Annotated in this window: 14 protein-coding genes and 1 tRNA gene; 5 read left to right on the plus strand and 10 right to left on the minus strand. The window is 55.4% G+C overall.

Annotation, left to right across the window (positions count from 1 at the left end):
- Window positions 1-2: 2 nt before the first annotated feature.
- On the minus strand, window positions 3-707 hold the full coding sequence (locus tag ABLU67_RS26415) for a Crp/Fnr family transcriptional regulator (RefSeq protein ID WP_004097483.1): 705 nt from the start codon (window positions 705-707) through the stop codon (window positions 3-5).
- Window positions 708-901: 194 nt separating this feature from the next.
- On the opposite strand from ABLU67_RS26415, the gene ppiC (ABLU67_RS26420) reads away from it, so the two are divergent.
- Together ppiC (ABLU67_RS26420) and ppiC (ABLU67_RS26425) are read left to right on the plus strand one after the other, a co-directional pair.
- Window positions 902-1,183: a peptidylprolyl isomerase PpiC gene (ppiC, locus tag ABLU67_RS26420; RefSeq protein WP_004127352.1), complete on the plus strand. Its 282-nt coding sequence runs from the start codon at window positions 902-904 to the stop codon at window positions 1,181-1,183.
- 52 nt (window positions 1,184-1,235) lie between these two features.
- Entirely contained in the window at window positions 1,236-1,517 is a 282-nt protein-coding gene (gene ppiC / locus ABLU67_RS26425; protein WP_004097481.1) for a peptidylprolyl isomerase PpiC, read from the plus strand.
- Between the two features lie 170 nt (window positions 1,518-1,687).
- Here ppiC (ABLU67_RS26425) and ilvC read toward each other — a convergent pair whose 3' ends face one another.
- The gene (gene ilvC / locus ABLU67_RS26430; protein WP_003018001.1) at window positions 1,688-3,163 is read right to left on the minus strand and encodes a ketol-acid reductoisomerase; all 1,476 of its coding nucleotides are present in this window, start codon (window positions 3,161-3,163) and stop codon (window positions 1,688-1,690) included.
- A 153-nt stretch (window positions 3,164-3,316) separates the two neighbouring features.
- On the opposite strand from ilvC, the gene ilvY reads away from it, so the two are divergent.
- On the plus strand, window positions 3,317-4,207 hold the full coding sequence (ilvY, locus tag ABLU67_RS26435; RefSeq protein ID WP_004097479.1) for an HTH-type transcriptional activator IlvY: 891 nt from the start codon (window positions 3,317-3,319) through the stop codon (window positions 4,205-4,207).
- Between the two features lie 56 nt (window positions 4,208-4,263).
- Here the strand turns inward: ilvY and ilvA are convergent, their stop codons facing one another.
- The 6 genes from ilvA to ilvL form a co-directional block, all read right to left on the minus strand.
- Complete coding sequence (gene ilvA / locus ABLU67_RS26440) at window positions 4,264-5,808, minus strand: threonine ammonia-lyase, biosynthetic (protein ID WP_014227448.1); 1,545 nt, start codon at window positions 5,806-5,808, stop codon at window positions 4,264-4,266.
- Window positions 5,809-5,810: 2 nt separating this feature from the next.
- Complete coding sequence (gene ilvD / locus ABLU67_RS26445; protein ID WP_004097475.1) at window positions 5,811-7,661, minus strand: dihydroxy-acid dehydratase; 1,851 nt, start codon at window positions 7,659-7,661, stop codon at window positions 5,811-5,813.
- A gap of 61 nt (window positions 7,662-7,722) precedes the next feature.
- The gene (locus tag ABLU67_RS26450; protein WP_004097473.1) at window positions 7,723-8,652 is read right to left on the minus strand and encodes a branched-chain amino acid transaminase; all 930 of its coding nucleotides are present in this window, start codon (window positions 8,650-8,652) and stop codon (window positions 7,723-7,725) included.
- A 16-nt stretch (window positions 8,653-8,668) separates the two neighbouring features.
- Window positions 8,669-8,926, minus strand: coding sequence for an acetolactate synthase 2 small subunit (gene ilvM / locus ABLU67_RS26455; RefSeq protein WP_004097471.1), 258 nt, complete (start codon window positions 8,924-8,926; stop codon window positions 8,669-8,671).
- Window positions 8,923-10,569 carry an acetolactate synthase 2 catalytic subunit gene (gene ilvG, locus ABLU67_RS26460; RefSeq protein WP_025108420.1) on the minus strand — a complete coding sequence of 549 codons (1,647 nt, stop codon included), beginning with the start codon at window positions 10,567-10,569 and terminating at the stop codon, window positions 8,923-8,925. Before ilvG ends, ilvM begins: the two co-directional genes overlap by 4 nt.
- Window positions 10,570-10,708: 139 nt before the next feature.
- On the minus strand, window positions 10,709-10,807 hold the full coding sequence (gene ilvL, locus ABLU67_RS26465) for an ilv operon leader peptide (RefSeq protein ID WP_001311244.1): 99 nt from the start codon (window positions 10,805-10,807) through the stop codon (window positions 10,709-10,711).
- A gap of 350 nt (window positions 10,808-11,157) precedes the next feature.
- Between ilvL and ABLU67_RS26470 the strand changes: the two genes are divergently transcribed.
- Complete coding sequence (locus ABLU67_RS26470) at window positions 11,158-12,678, plus strand: YifB family Mg chelatase-like AAA ATPase (protein WP_025108421.1); 1,521 nt, start codon at window positions 11,158-11,160, stop codon at window positions 12,676-12,678.
- Window positions 12,679-12,701: 23 nt separating this feature from the next.
- Here the strand turns inward: ABLU67_RS26470 and ABLU67_RS26475 are convergent, their stop codons facing one another.
- Window positions 12,702-13,040 (minus strand): DUF413 domain-containing protein, encoded by a 339-nt coding sequence (locus ABLU67_RS26475; RefSeq protein ID WP_004097464.1) that lies wholly within the window; start codon window positions 13,038-13,040, stop codon window positions 12,702-12,704.
- A 118-nt stretch (window positions 13,041-13,158) separates the two neighbouring features.
- On the opposite strand from ABLU67_RS26475, the gene hdfR reads away from it, so the two are divergent.
- A complete protein-coding gene (gene hdfR / locus ABLU67_RS26480) occupies window positions 13,159-13,980 on the plus strand; it encodes an HTH-type transcriptional regulator HdfR (RefSeq protein WP_004097454.1) in 822 nt (273 codons plus the stop codon).
- An 81-nt stretch (window positions 13,981-14,061) separates the two neighbouring features.
- Here the strand turns inward: hdfR and ABLU67_RS26485 are convergent.
- Window positions 14,062-14,137, minus strand: a tRNA-Trp gene (locus tag ABLU67_RS26485).
- Between the last annotated feature and the right edge of the window lie 106 nt (window positions 14,138-14,243).

Below are 14,243 nucleotides of genomic sequence, written 5' to 3' on the forward strand. Positions count from 1 at the left end.
GGTTATCCGATATCAGCCTCCTGCTTCAGTTTTTCAGGAGCTAACAACACAATGCGTTCACCATCGGTATCAATAATCTGTAGCGCTTTCAGGTCATGCAAAATACGGTTAATGCTGCGGGTCGTCGCCGCGAACTCCTGACTAAGATTCTGCTTATCCAGCAAGATTTCATTCGCGCCATCCTGTTGATAACGCAGCCATAGCGCCTGACACACCCGCTGATGCAGCGAGTAGAGATTGTCGCTGCTGGCCTTTTTCGATAGCTGATAATATTGCTGGCTAAAGAAGCGCAGCATCCGCTGGTTAAAGTGGTTATCCAGCGCCAGCCAGCGGCAGAAATGTTCCTGCGACAGGCTCAGGAGCTGCACATGGTCCACCGCCACCACCGAGCAGATGTAATGACGCGACTCAAAGATCTCGAGTTCGCCCACCATGTCGCCTTTACGGTAGCGGGCCTGGCGGTAGCGGCGCCCGTCTTCAGCCTCATAGAAAACGTCTACCTCACCGGCGATAATCAGCGAAAAACGCTGGCACACTTCCCCCTGTCGGCAGATAAAATCACCGCGCGGAATGTCTTCGAAGCGCCAGCGCCGCATGATCTCCAGAGGACAATATTTCAGTAATTCATAGAGCAGCGGATCGCGCACAATCTCGCTCAGCCCGGAAAGCCAGCCGACTGAAAATTCAGGTTTTTTCATTGTATCCATGTTATCTCGCTCCACGACGATAAGGACAGGACGGCTGTCCCCGGCCAGAGGGAAAACGCCGAAGAAAAGTGTTGCCCATCTCCCGCTTCCGTCTATCAGGCGAGACACCTGTCCCGCGATGGCGAAGAGTATAGGTCCGCGACCAAAGCGGATGGTAAAGTAACGGGATATCTTTGAGACATGAGAGCAAAATAATGGCAAAGAGCGCAGCAGCCCTGCATATCCTGGTAAAAGAAGAGAAGCTGGCGCAAGAGATCCTCGCCAAACTGGAACGTGGCGTGAGCTTCGATCATCTGGCAAAGCGCTATTCAAAGTGCCCATCCGGACGCAACGGCGGCGATCTCGGGGAGTTTAATCAAGGCGTTATGGTCGGGCCGTTCGATAAGGCGGTCTTCAGCTGCCCGCTGCTCAAGCCTTACGGACCGGTCAAAACCAAATTCGGCTACCACATCATTAAGGTGCTGTATCGCCGCTAGCCCATGCTACTATTGCGCCCTGATTCATCTCCTATTCCATCAAGGTACGATCATGGCAAAAACGGCAGCAGCACTGCATATCCTGGTTAAAGAAGAGCAGCTGGCACTGGATCTTCTGGAGCAAATTAAAAACGGCGCCGATTTCGGTAAACTGGCGAAGAAGCACTCGATCTGCCCGTCAGGCAAACGCGGTGGCGATTTAGGTGAATTCCGCCAGGGCCAGATGGTGCCGGCGTTTGATAAAGTCGTCTTCTCCTGCCCGGTGCTGGAGCCGACCGGCCCGCTGCACACCCAGTTTGGTTATCACATCATCAAGGTGCTGTACCGCAATTAAAAAAACCGGTGTCTTTGAATTGCACCGGTTTTTTATCTCACAGCTTTCCCCTAAGGATTTCAGCTTGCAGGAAGGCGGCAAGTGAGTACAGCCCCAGGAGCATAGATAACTATGTGACTGGGGTGTACGAACGCAACCAACGCATCTGCAAGTTGAAAGACGACGGGGAATTAGCCCGCTACCGCAATGCGTTTCATGTCGGTCATATAGCCGCGCAGTTTCTTACCAACCTGCTCGATAGCGTGGCTGCGAATGGCTTCGTTCACGTCGCGCAGCTGAGCGTTGTCTACCGCGCCTTCGGCAATCGCTTTGCCCAGGTCGCCGGTCTGCAGGGTGGTCATGAACTCTTTCAGCAGCGGTACGCAAGCGTAAGAGAACAGGTAGTTACCGTATTCAGCGGTATCGGAGATAACCACGTTCATTTCGTACAGACGCTTACGAGCGATGGTGTTGGCGATCAGCGGCAGCTCGTGCAGTGATTCGTAGTAAGCGGACTCTTCGATGATGCCGGAATCCACCATGGTTTCAAACGCCAGCTCAACGCCCGCTTTCACCATTGCGATCATCAGAACGCCTTTATCGAAGTACTCCTGCTCGCCAATTTTACCTTCAAACTGCGGTGCGGTTTCGAACGCGGTTTTGCCGGTCTCTTCACGCCAGGTCAGCAGTTTTTTATCGTCGTTGGCCCAGTCAGCCATCATGCCGGAGGAGAATTCACCGGAGATGATGTCATCCATATGCTTCTGGAACAGCGGCGCCATAATCTCTTTCAGCTGTTCGGACAGCGCGTAAGCACGCAGCTTAGCCGGGTTAGACAGACGATCCATCATCAGAGTGATACCGCCCTGCTTCAGCGCTTCGGTGATGGTTTCCCAGCCGAACTGAATCAGTTTTTCGGCGTATGCCGGGTCGGTACCCTCTTCCACCAGCTTATCGAAGCACAGCAGAGAACCGGCCTGCAGCATACCGCAGAGGATGGTCTGCTCGCCCATCAGGTCGGATTTCACTTCGGCAACGAAGGACGACTCCAGCACGCCCGCACGGTGACCGCCGGTCGCCGCAGCCCAGGCTTTAGCAATGGCCATACCCTCGCCTTTCGGATCGTTTTCCGGGTGAACCGCGATCAGGGTCGGAACGCCGAAACCGCGTTTGTACTCTTCACGTACTTCGGTACCCGGGCACTTCGGCGCCACCATCACAACGGTGATATCTTTACGGATCTGCTCGCCAACTTCCACGATGTTGAAGCCGTGAGAGTAGCCCAGCGCCGCGCCGTCTTTCATCAGCGGCTGAACGGAACGTACAACGTCAGAGTGCTGTTTGTCCGGCGTCAGGTTAACCACCAGATCGGCCTGCGGGATCAGCTCTTCGTAGGTACCCACCTTGAAGCCGTTTTCGGTTGCTTTGCGCCATGATGCGCGCTTTTCGGCAATCGCTTCTTTACGCAGCGCGTAGGAGATATCCAGACCGGAGTCGCGCATGTTCAGACCCTGGTTCAGGCCCTGAGCGCCACAGCCGACGATGACCACTTTTTTACCCTGAAGGTAGCTTGCGCCATCGGCGAATTCGTCGCGACCCATAAAGCGACATTTGCCCAGCTGCGCCAGCTGCTGGCGCAGGTTCAGTGTATTAAAGTAGTTAGCCATGGTGATACCTCGTGATGTTGTGTGTCTTATTTTGTTCGGTTCGCCTTTCAGCGAGAATGTACCCACATTACAACAGGAAATTTATTGCGGAAATTGATATATTCACAACGTCACGTTGCAATTTCTGCAATGTAAAATCGTGGAGTGCCGCCGGTGGATTTACGCGATCTGAAAACCTTCCTGCATCTGGCTGAAAGCCGCCATTTTGGCCGCAGCGCGCGGGCGATGCACGTCAGCCCCTCCACGCTTTCCCGACAAATTCAGCGCCTGGAGGAAGACCTCGGGCAGCCGCTGTTTGTCCGTGATAACCGCACGGTAACGCTTACCGAAGCGGGAGAAGAGCTACGAACGTTTGCCCAGCAGACGCTGTTGCAGTATCAGCAGCTGCGCCACACTATCGATCAGCAAGGTCCGTCGCTGTCGGGCGAACTGCATATCTTCTGTTCGGTGACGGCCGCTTATAGCCATCTGCCGCCGATTCTCGATCGGTTCCGCGCCGAGCATCCCTCGGTGGAAATAAAGCTCACCACCGGCGATGCCGCTGATGCGATGGAAAAAGTGGTGACGGGTGAGGCCGATCTGGCGATTGCCGGGAAACCGGAAACGCTGCCCGGCGCGGTGGCTTTTTCCATGCTGGAGAATCTGGCGGTGGTGCTGATCGCCCCGGCGCTGCCTTGTCCGGTTCGTAACCAGGTCTCAGTGGAGAAGCCTGACTGGGCAACGGTACCCTTTATTATGGCCGACCAGGGCCCCGTGCGTCGCCGCATTGAGCTATGGTTTCGCCGCCATAAAATCAGTAATCCGTCAATTTACGCCACGGTGGGCGGGCATGAAGCCATGGTCTCCATGGTGGCGCTCGGCTGCGGCGTCGCGCTGTTGCCGGAGGTGGTGCTGGAAAACAGCCCTGAGCCAGTGCGCAATCGCGTGATGATTCTGGAGCGTAGCGACGAGAAAACCCCGTTTGAGCTTGGCGTCTGCGCGCCAAAAAAGCGGCTGCATGAGCCGCTGATTAATGCGTTCTGGAATTTGCTGCCTGGCCACTAATGCCGGGCCTGCTCAGGCCTACAGCCCGACCGCAGGCCTGACAAGCACAGCGCTTCTTAACCGGCGAGGAAGAACCTGAACGCTGGATTATTGCTTTCATCGTGGCAATCGTAGCCCAGCTCATGCAAGCGGGTTTCGAAGTCAGGCTCGTGATCGCCCAGTTCGAATGCCGCCAGCACGCGGCCGTAATCGGTACCGTGACTGCGATAGTGGAACAGAGAGATGTTCCAGTGGGTGCCCAGCGTATGCAGGAACTTCAGCAGCGCGCCGGGTGATTCCGGAAACTCGAAGCTGAATAAACGCTCCTGCAGCGGCTGCGACGGACGCCCGCCCACCATATAGCGCACGTGAAGCTTGGCCATTTCATCGTCAGAGAGATCCACTACGCTGTAGCCACCGTCGTGCAGCAGGTTGAGGATCTCTTTCCGCTCTTCCAGCCCCCGGCTCAGGCGCACGCCGACAAAAATGCAGGCATTTTTCGCATCCGCGAAGCGGTAGTTGAACTCGGTCACCGAACGGCCGCCCAGCAGCTGGCAGAACTTGAGGAAGCTGCCCTTCTCTTCCGGAATGGTGACCGCCAGCAGCGCTTCGCGCTGTTCTCCCAGTTCGCAGCGTTCGGAAACGTAGCGCAGGCCGTGGAAGTTGACGTTCGCGCCGGAAAGCACGTGCGCCAGGCGTTCGCCGCGAATATTATGCTGAGCGATATATTTTTTCATCCCCGCCAGCGCCAGCGCCCCGGAAGGTTCTGCTACCGCACGCACATCTTCAAACAGGTCTTTCATCGCCGCGCAGATGGCATCGCTATCGACGGTAACGATGTCGTCGAGATACTCCTGGCACAGACGGAAAGTCTCATCGCCGATGCGTTTCACCGCCACGCCTTCGGCAAAAAGCCCAACGCGGGGTAAATCGACCGGATGACCCGCATCCAGAGCGGCTTTCAGACAGGCAGAATCCTCGGCCTCAACCGCAATGACTTTGATCTGCGGCATCAGCTGTTTGATCAGCACCGCCACGCCGGCCGCGAGACCGCCGCCGCCGACCGGGACAAATACGCGATCGATATGGGCATCCTGCTGCAGCAGTTCCAGCGCCAGCGTCCCCTGCCCGGCAATCACCATCGGATGGTCGAAGGGCGGAACCCAGGTGAACCCCTGCTGCTGCGCCAGCTCGATGGCTTTGGCCTTGGCTTCATCGAAGTTCGCGCCGTGCAGCAGCACTTCGCCGCCGAAGCCGCGCACCGCATCAACTTTGATATCCGCGGTGGCGGTTGGCATGACGATGAGCGCCTTCACGCCCAGGCGAGATGCCGAGAAAGCCACGCCCTGCGCATGATTACCCGCCGAAGCGGTAATCACGCCATGCGATTTTTGCTCTTCCGTCAGGCCCGCCATCATCGCGTAGGCTCCGCGCAGCTTAAAGCTGTGCACCGGCTGACGATCTTCACGCTTCACCAGCACAACGTTATCGAGGCGCGACGAGAGCTTTTCCATTTTTTGCAGCGGCGTGATCTGCGCGGCTTCGTATACCGGCGCGCGCAGTACCGCTCTGAGGTATTCCGCCCCCTCGGGGGCGGCGGAGAGGGGTTGAGACTCGGCCATCATTAACCCCCAAGTTTCGATTTATCGCGCACCGCGCCTTTGTCGGCGCTGGTTGCCAGGCTGGCATAGGCGCGAAGGGCAAAGGAAACCTGACGCTCGCGATCTTTCGGCGTCCATGCTTTATCACCGCGCGCTTCCTGAGCTTCGCGGCGCGCCGCAATCTCGGCATCGCTTAGCTGCAGCTGAATGCCGCGGTTCGGGATATCGATAGCAATCATATCGCCATCTTCAATGATCGCGATATTGCCACCGCTGGCCGCTTCCGGAGAAACGTGACCAATAGAGAGACCCGAGGTACCGCCGGAGAAGCGTCCGTCGGTAATCAGCGCACAGGCTTTACCCAAGCCCATTGATTTCAGGAAGGTCGTCGGGTAGAGCATCTCCTGCATCCCCGGCCCGCCTTTCGGCCCTTCATAGCGGATGACGACTACGTCACCGGCGACCACCTTGCCGCCGAGGATCGCATCCACAGCCGCGTCCTGGCTTTCGTATACCTTCGCCGGGCCGGTAAACTTGAGGATACTGTCGTCAACGCCGGCGGTTTTCACGATACAGCCGTTCTCGGCAAAGTTGCCGTACAGAACCGCCAGACCGCCGTCCTTGCTGTAAGCATGTTCCAGCGAGCGGATACAGCCTTCTGCGCGATCGTCATCCAGGGTGTCCCAACGGCAGTTCTGAGAGAAAGCCTGCGTTGTGCGGATACCCGCAGGGCCAGCGCGGAACATCTTCTTAACCGCTTCATCCTGCGTGACGGTGATATCGTACTGCTCCAGCGTCTGCGGCAGGGACAAACCAAGCACGTTTTTCACATCGCGGTTCAGCAGCCCGGCACGATCCAGTTCACCTAAAATACCCAATACGCCGCCCGCGCGATGCACGTCTTCCATATGATATTTCTGCGTACTTGGCGCGACCTTACACAGCTGCGGCACTTTGCGGGAAAGTTTATCGATATCGCTCATGGTGAAGTCGATTTCCGCTTCCTGCGCCGCCGCCAGCAGATGCAGTACGGTATTGGTGGAACCGCCCATGGCGATATCCAGCGTCATGGCGTTTTCAAACGCCGCCTTATTGGCGATATTACGCGGCAGCGCAGAGGCATCGTCCTGCTCGTAATAGCGTTTAGTCAGCTCAACGATACGTGAGCCCGCATTGAGGAACAGCTGTTTACGATCGGCGTGAGTCGCCAGCAGCGAGCCGTTGCCCGGCTGCGACAGGCCCAGCGCTTCGGTCAGGCAGTTCATGGAGTTCGCGGTGAACATTCCCGAACAAGAGCCGCACGTCGGGCAGGCGGAACGCTCAACCTGATTACTCTGATCGTCGGAGACTTTCGGGTCAGCGCCCTGAATCATCGCGTCAACGAGGTCGAGTTTAATGATTTGATCGGACAGTTTGGTTTTCCCGGCTTCCATCGGGCCACCGGAAACAAAAATGACCGGAATATTCAGGCGCAGAGACGCCATTAACATCCCCGGGGTGATTTTGTCGCAGTTGGAGATACAGACCATCGCATCAGCACAGTGGGCGTTAACCATATACTCAACCGAGTCGGCGATCAGTTCGCGGGATGGCAGTGAATAAAGCATACCCCCGTGGCCCATCGCGATCCCATCATCCACCGCAATGGTGTTGAATTCTTTGGCGACGCCGCCAGCGGCCTCAATTTGCTCAGCAACCAGTTTGCCGAGATCGCGCAGGTGAACGTGGCCCGGCACGAACTGGGTGAAAGAGTTCACCACGGCGATAATCGGCTTACCGAAATCATCGTCGGTCATTCCAGTGGCGCGCCACAGCGCGCGGGCACCCGCCATATTACGGCCGTGAGTGGTTGTGGCGGAACGGTACTTAGGCATGCTTTAGTTACTCCCAGTTTCGGTGAAATGGGGCGTTGCGTGTCGCCCCATTTTTTTATGCTTATTGATTAACCTGATCCAACCAGCCCCATTTATCCTCGGTTTCACCGGTGAAGAGGCCAAAGAATGCTTGCTGAATGCGCTTGGTGATCGGGCCGCAGCGGCCTTCACCCACCTGAATACCATCAACGCTGCGTACCGGCGTGATCTCTGCGGCAGTACCGGACATAAACACTTCGTCGGCCAGGTACAGGGACTCGCGGGACAATACCTGCTCGCGGACTTCCAGGCCGAGATCTTTCGCCAGCTTGATGATAGCGTCGCGGGTGATGCCAGGCAGCGCGGAAGAGGTGAACGGCGGGGTAAACAGCACGCCATCCTTCACTTCAAACAGGTTTTCACCGGCGCCTTCAGAGATGTAGCCGTTCACGTCCAGCGCGATACCTTCCTGATAGCCATGGCGACGCGCTTCGCTGCCGACCAGCAGCGAAGAGAGATAGTTACCGCCGGCTTTAGCCGCGGTCGGAATAGTGTTTGGCGCCGCGCGATTCCAGGAAGAAACCATCGCATCGATCCCCTGATCCAGCGCTTCGGCGCCCAGGTAGGCGCCCCACGGGAACGCCGCGATGATCACGTCAGTGTTATAGCCCGGAGGCGGGTTGACGCCCATGCCCACGTCGCCGACGAAGACTAACGGGCGGATATAGGCGCTGGTCAGACTGTTTTTACGAATGACTTCACGGCAGGCTTCCATCAGCTCATCAACGCTCTGAGAAACCGGGAAACGATAGATTTTTGCTGAGTCATGCAAACGCTGCATATGTTCACGGTGACGGAACACCACCGGTCCCTTGTGAGAGTCGTAGCAACGGATGCCTTCAAATACGGAAGTCCCGTAGTGCAGCGCATGGGACATCACGTGAACCTTCGCCTCGCCCCACGGAACCATCTCACCATTGAACCAAATGTAATCAGCTTTTTTCGTCGTCATTGTTCTTCCTTTGCGCTCAGGCGCGAATTTGTTGTGATGTAGGTTGCTGGATCTCGACGCAGGCGACGTCCACCAGTTTGCTTAATTGACTAAACAGTAATTCGACGGGCCGCTGGCTGGCAACGGTCAGTTCAATATTAATATTCCGGGCATCGGCGGCGGTTGCCATATTCATCGCGCAAATCTGGAACCCGCGATGGCGCACGACGCGCAGCACGCGTTCTAACGTTTCTGGATTAGAGCGAGCCTGCAAGGCGACCTGATGTTGCATCATGATAATTTCTCCAGCATTTCTGCATTACTGGCACCGGGCGGCACCAACGGCCAGACGTTCTCAAGTTCGTCGATTGAGACATGAAGCAGGTAAGGCCCCTGGCTCGAAAGCATGGTGTCGAGTGCCGCTTCAACCTGGTCTTTACGGGTGATGTGTTGACCAGGGATGCCGAAGGCGCTGGCCAGAGTAAGGAAATCGGGGTTATCGGTAAGGGTGGTTTCGCTATAACGTTCCTGAAAAAACAGCTGTTGCCATTGTCGAACCATTCCTAAACGCTGGTTGTCCAGTAAGACTATCTTCAGCGGCAGCTGCTTGCGTTTTACGGTGCCCAGCTCCTGCACGTTCATCATGAAGGAGCCGTCACCGGAGATACAGATAACCGTATCGTCTGGACGGGCCACCTGCGCGCCTACCGCTGCGGGCAAGCCGAAACCCATAGTGCCTAATCCGCTGGAAGTGATGAAATTCTCCGGGCGCGTATAGGTCATATGCTGCGCTGACCACATCTGATGCTGGCCCACATCGGTTGTCACGACGCAGTCTGCGGGTTTGCGATCGGAAAGCTGCTTCAGTAGCAGCGGGGCATAGATAGCGTCTCCCGGATGGTCGTAGCGCCAGGCATGCTCAGCGCGCAGCTGCGCATTACGTTGGCGCCAGGCGTCGATAGACAGCGGCTGCTGGAGCGCGGGCAGCATCACATTCAAATCGCCGGTCAGGCCGATATGTGCCTGACGGAGCTTGTTCAGTTCAGCCGGATCGATATCCATATGGATAACTTTAGCGTGCGGGGCAAACGTATTCAGCTTGCCGGTGACGCGATCGTCAAAACGGGCGCCTACCGCGATCAGCAGGTCACATTCCTGTACTGCAAGGTTGGCCGCTTTAGTACCGTGCATCCCCAGCATGCCCAGATAGTAGGGATAATCCGCCGCTACCGCACCCAGCCCTTTCAGGGTAGACGTCACGGGCATTTGCGTAACGGCAAGAAATTCGCGCAGCGCCGGTACCGCCTGCGCCATCCCCACGCCGCCGCCAACGTATAACATCGGCTTCTGCGACTGGGTCAGCATCTGCAAAGCGTATTCGATATCCGCATATGGAAAATCAACGTCGTCGGCTACCATGGAAAAATGCGGATCGAGATCGCCCTGAGCCAGCTGGATATCCTTTGGGATATCGACCAGCACGGGACCGGGACGCCCGGAGTTTGCTACGTGGAAAGCTTCGGCAATGATGCGCGGCAGTTCTTCCAGCGACTGCACCAGGAAACTATGCTTGGTGCATGCCAGCGATAAACCGAGGACATCAACTTCCTGGAATGCGTCGGTGCCAATGAACGGGGCCGCAACCTGGCCGGTGATAGCAACAACGGGAACGGAATCAAGCAGCGCGTCGGCGAGGCCGGTGATCAGGTTGGTTGCGCCAGGCCCCGAAGTGGCGATACACACCCCGGTTTTGCCGGTAGCCCTGGCATAGCCAATAGCCGCCATAGCCGCACCCTGTTCATGCCGGCACAGTAGGTGTTCCACGCCGCCGTCATACAATGCATCGTAAACCGGCATAATTGCTCCACCCGGATAGCCAAAAACGGTATCGACTCCCTGTGCTCGCAAAGCATGTACCACCCACCGCGCCCCATTCATAGTTACTTCCCCGTCGTAGATCGAGAGAAACAGAATTTTATGCTACCAGCCATCGTCTGCTCCTCTTTTCTGTTTTTAAGTTATAAAAAAACCCCCGGACCTTTCGGTGCGGGGGTCTTAGTTCGTTAAGGCTTGTTTTTTAAGCCTTTCCTCGTCCAAGTGCAGCCCCGCACGGTGGGATAATAATCACCACCACGCTAATCACGACCAGGCTAATCACTCGTAGAAGGGCTGTCATTTTATGTTCTTTCTGGCTTCATGTTCGAAGGAATACCTAAAGAGTTACCACAGACTTCGCGTTAAACACAAGATTTTTTTATGACCTCATTTCTTACCTTGCTAACCATTTAAGAAAAAACAATTGTTTTTAATGGGGAAAATATGAAATGAAAATATTTCAATTTGTGGCGTACTCCACAGCTCTTTCTCATCTTGTTGCCTGATGACAGCATTTTACGAGCCGGCATCCATCACCAGTGCAAAGCGGAAATTGCCGGAAAATTGGCTGGGAGCAAGCATGCAGAATTTAATATTGCCGAATTACTCAACAGCAAATCCCCGACATAATCCCGGTTCTCAGGAGGTGTTATGTCACTCGCCATTGTTTACACCCGCGCCGCTCTCGGGATCGGTGCCCCGCTTATCACGGTTGAAGTTCATATCAGCAACGGGCTCCCAGGCCTGACAATGGTAGGACTGCCTGAAACAACGGTTAGAGAAGCGCGTGACCGGGTACGTAGTGCGATTATCAACAGCGGTTACGCTTATCCGGCGAAAAAAATCACCATCAATCTGGCCCCGGCCGATCTACCAAAAGAAGGGGGAAGATATGATTTACCTATCGCTCTCGCGCTTCTGGTGGCCTCAGAGCAGCTAAAGGCCCCCAGGCTAAATCAATATGAGTTTGTCGGCGAGCTGGCGCTTACAGGCGCTCTGCGTGGCGTTCCTGGGGCCATATCCAGCGCCATGGAGGCCATAAAAGCGGGGCGGAAGATTGTTATCTCTAATGAGAATTCTCCAGAGGTGGGGTTAATCGGCGGCAGTGACTGCCTTATCGCCACCGATCTCCAGGAAGTCTGCGCTTTTCTCGAAGGTCGACATACCCTGGCTAACCCCCTTCCAGAAGGGGAATATTCGGATGAAACATCGGTTGATCTGCGTGATGTTATTGGCCAGCGGCAGGGGAAACGAGCGCTGGAAATCATCGCTGCAGGTGGTCACAACCTGCTGATGATAGGCCCGCCCGGCACAGGAAAAACGATGCTCGCCAGTCGATTACCGGGACTACTGCCGCCGCTGAGTAATCAGGAAGCGCTGGAAAGCGCGGCAATACTTAGCCTGGTCGATTCCAGGCATGCCATGAAAAATTGGCGCCGCAGGCCCTTTCGTGCCCCGCATCATAGCGCCTCCCTGGCGGCCATGGTGGGCGGAGGCTCAATTCCGGCACCGGGAGAGATCTCCCTTGCCCATAACGGAGTCCTGTTCCTGGATGAGCTGCCTGAATTCGAACGCAGGGTGCTGGATGCGTTACGCGAACCCATTGAGTCAGGGGTTATCCATATCTCACGCACGCGCGCCAAAATCGATTATCCAGCCCGTTTCCAGCTTATTGCAGCGATGAATCCCAGCCCGACAGGACACTATCAGGGCCAGCATAATCGCGCTTCACCGGAACAGACGCTACGCTACCTGGGTCGTTTATCCGGCCCGTTTCTTGACCGATTCGATCTCTCCCTGGAGATCCCGCTTCCGCCGCCGGGGGTGCTCAGCCAGGGAACAAACGAAGAGGAAAGTAGCGCCTGCGTACGCCAACGTGTTCTGGCCGCACGCGAAAGGCAGCTATCGCGGCAGAAAAAACTTAACGCGCATCTGGGAAATGATGAGATGAAAATCTGCTGCCGGCTTCATAAAGATGACGCTGTCTGGCTGGAGCAGACGCTAATACAGCTCGGTCTTTCAATCCGCGCCTGGCAGCGCCTGATTAAAGTTTCCCGAACTATTGCCGATATTGAGGCAGTCGAACGCATCGAACGTCATCATTTGCAGGAGGCTCTCGGCTATCGGGCAATAGACAGAATGTTGAGCCATCTACAAAAAATGATGGCGTAAAAAAAGGGCTTACGCCCTTTTTCTTAATCATCGCTTTCTGTGTAATCTTCCGTACCTTCCACCTGCGGCTTGCCGCCGGACAGGGTATGGAAACGCTTCGGACGCTTAATGCGCGCCATGTACTTAATCCAGACGCGTTCTGCTTCCGTTGCGGGCTCACGTTCACCACGGCATACCGAAACAAACTGTTTTTCATCGTCGGTGACAGGCTCGCGTTTACCTAGTTCGAGTTCATTAAAGGCATAACCATGACGTTCCAGCAGTTGCGCCTCTTTGATGGTGAAATCTCCATGACGGGAAAACCCGCGCGGATAATTTTTATTGTCGAAAAAACGATTAGTTGTCGTAAAGCTTTCCGCCATCCTACACGCTCCTGATTCTTTGGCCGAGCTAATTATGGCGCGGAGTATTAGTTACGCTTGACAGAGCGTCAAACAAAACATTTAAATCATCACGACAAATAATTTTGCGGAGAAGAGTGTGGATACGGAATTGCTCAAGACTTTCCTTGAGGTGAGCAGAACTCGCCACTTTGGCCGAGCCGCAGAGGCGCTTTATCTGACGCAGTCAGCAGTTAGCTTTCGTATTCGTCAGCTGGAGAACCAGCTGGGGGTAAATCTTTTTACCCGTCATCGTAATAATATCCGTCTGACCTCAGCCGGAGAGAAACTGCTACCCTACGCCGAAACCCTGATGAATACCTGGCAAGCTGCGCGCAAGGAGGTCGCGAATGCTTCCCGCCATAATGAATTTTCGATCGGTGCCAGCGCTTCTCTGTGGGAATGCCTGCTTAATGGATGGCTGGGAAAGCTCTATACAGAGCCCTATAACCTACAGTTTGAGGCGCGGATTGCGCAGCGGCAATCGCTGGTCAAACAGCTGCACGAACGTCAGCTTGATCTCCTGATCACGACAGAATCGCCGAAGATGGATGAACTAAGCAGCCAGTTGCTGGGTAATTTTACCCTGGCGCTTTATTGTGCCTCTCCGGCTAAATACACAAATGAATTGAATTATTTACGCCTGGAATGGGGGCCCGATTTCCAACAAAACGAAGCGGGATTGATCGGAAATGATGATATTCCTCTGCTGACCACCAGTTCTGCCGAGTTAGCTTACCAACAGCTCAGCGCGCTTAAGGGCTGTACATGGCTGCCCGTGCTCTGGGCACAGGGGAAAAATAATCTGCATACGGTGACCGACAGTGCGACGCTTTCAAGGCCTCTCTATGCGATTTGGCTACAGAACAGCGATAAACAAGCGCAGATTCGGGAGATCCTGAAGCACAATATATTGGGATAAACGCACTCCTCCAGGGATGGAGGACGATCGGCGGGAAATTTAAAGCAAAAAAAATCCTTTGCCTGAGCAAAGGATTATATATGGCAGGGGCGGAGAGACTCGAACTCGCGACACCCGGTTTTGGAGACCGGTGCTCTACCAACTGAGCTACGCCCCTAAAGTTTCTTATCATTAAGCCTGCTTAATCAGCAGGCTTAATTTTTTAATAAGTGGCGGAACGGACGGGACTCGAACCCGCGACCCCCTGCGTGACAGGCAGGTAT

This window comes from Klebsiella sp. GN_Kp190, from assembly GCF_040061795.1.
Classification (GTDB): Bacteria; Pseudomonadota; Gammaproteobacteria; order Enterobacterales; family Enterobacteriaceae; genus Klebsiella; species Klebsiella michiganensis.

Excerpts from the sequence above, each read along its gene's own strand:
- ppiC (WP_004127352.1), top strand. The coding sequence starts at position 902 with ATGGCAAAGAGCGCAGCAGCCCTGCATATCCTGGTAAAAGAAGAGAAG.
- ilvD (WP_004097475.1), bottom strand. The coding sequence starts at position 7,661 with ATGCCTAAGTACCGTTCCGCCACAACCACTCACGGCCGTAATATGGCG.
- ABLU67_RS26415 (WP_004097483.1), bottom strand. The coding sequence starts at position 707 with ATGGATACAATGAAAAAACCTGAATTTTCAGTCGGCTGGCTTTCCGGG.
- ppiC (WP_004097481.1), top strand. The coding sequence starts at position 1,236 with ATGGCAAAAACGGCAGCAGCACTGCATATCCTGGTTAAAGAAGAGCAG.
- ilvA (WP_014227448.1), bottom strand. The coding sequence starts at position 5,808 with ATGGCCGAGTCTCAACCCCTCTCCGCCGCCCCCGAGGGGGCGGAATAC.
- ABLU67_RS26450 (WP_004097473.1), bottom strand. The coding sequence starts at position 8,652 with ATGACGACGAAAAAAGCTGATTACATTTGGTTCAATGGTGAGATGGTT.
- ilvM (WP_004097471.1), bottom strand. The coding sequence starts at position 8,926 with ATGATGCAACATCAGGTCGCCTTGCAGGCTCGCTCTAATCCAGAAACG.
- ABLU67_RS26470 (WP_025108421.1), top strand. The coding sequence starts at position 11,158 with ATGTCACTCGCCATTGTTTACACCCGCGCCGCTCTCGGGATCGGTGCC.
- ilvC (WP_003018001.1), bottom strand. The coding sequence starts at position 3,163 with ATGGCTAACTACTTTAATACACTGAACCTGCGCCAGCAGCTGGCGCAG.
- ilvL (WP_001311244.1), bottom strand. The coding sequence starts at position 10,807 with ATGACAGCCCTTCTACGAGTGATTAGCCTGGTCGTGATTAGCGTGGTG.
- ABLU67_RS26475 (WP_004097464.1), bottom strand. The coding sequence starts at position 13,040 with ATGGCGGAAAGCTTTACGACAACTAATCGTTTTTTCGACAATAAAAAT.
- ilvG (WP_025108420.1), bottom strand. The coding sequence starts at position 10,569 with ATGAATGGGGCGCGGTGGGTGGTACATGCTTTGCGAGCACAGGGAGTC.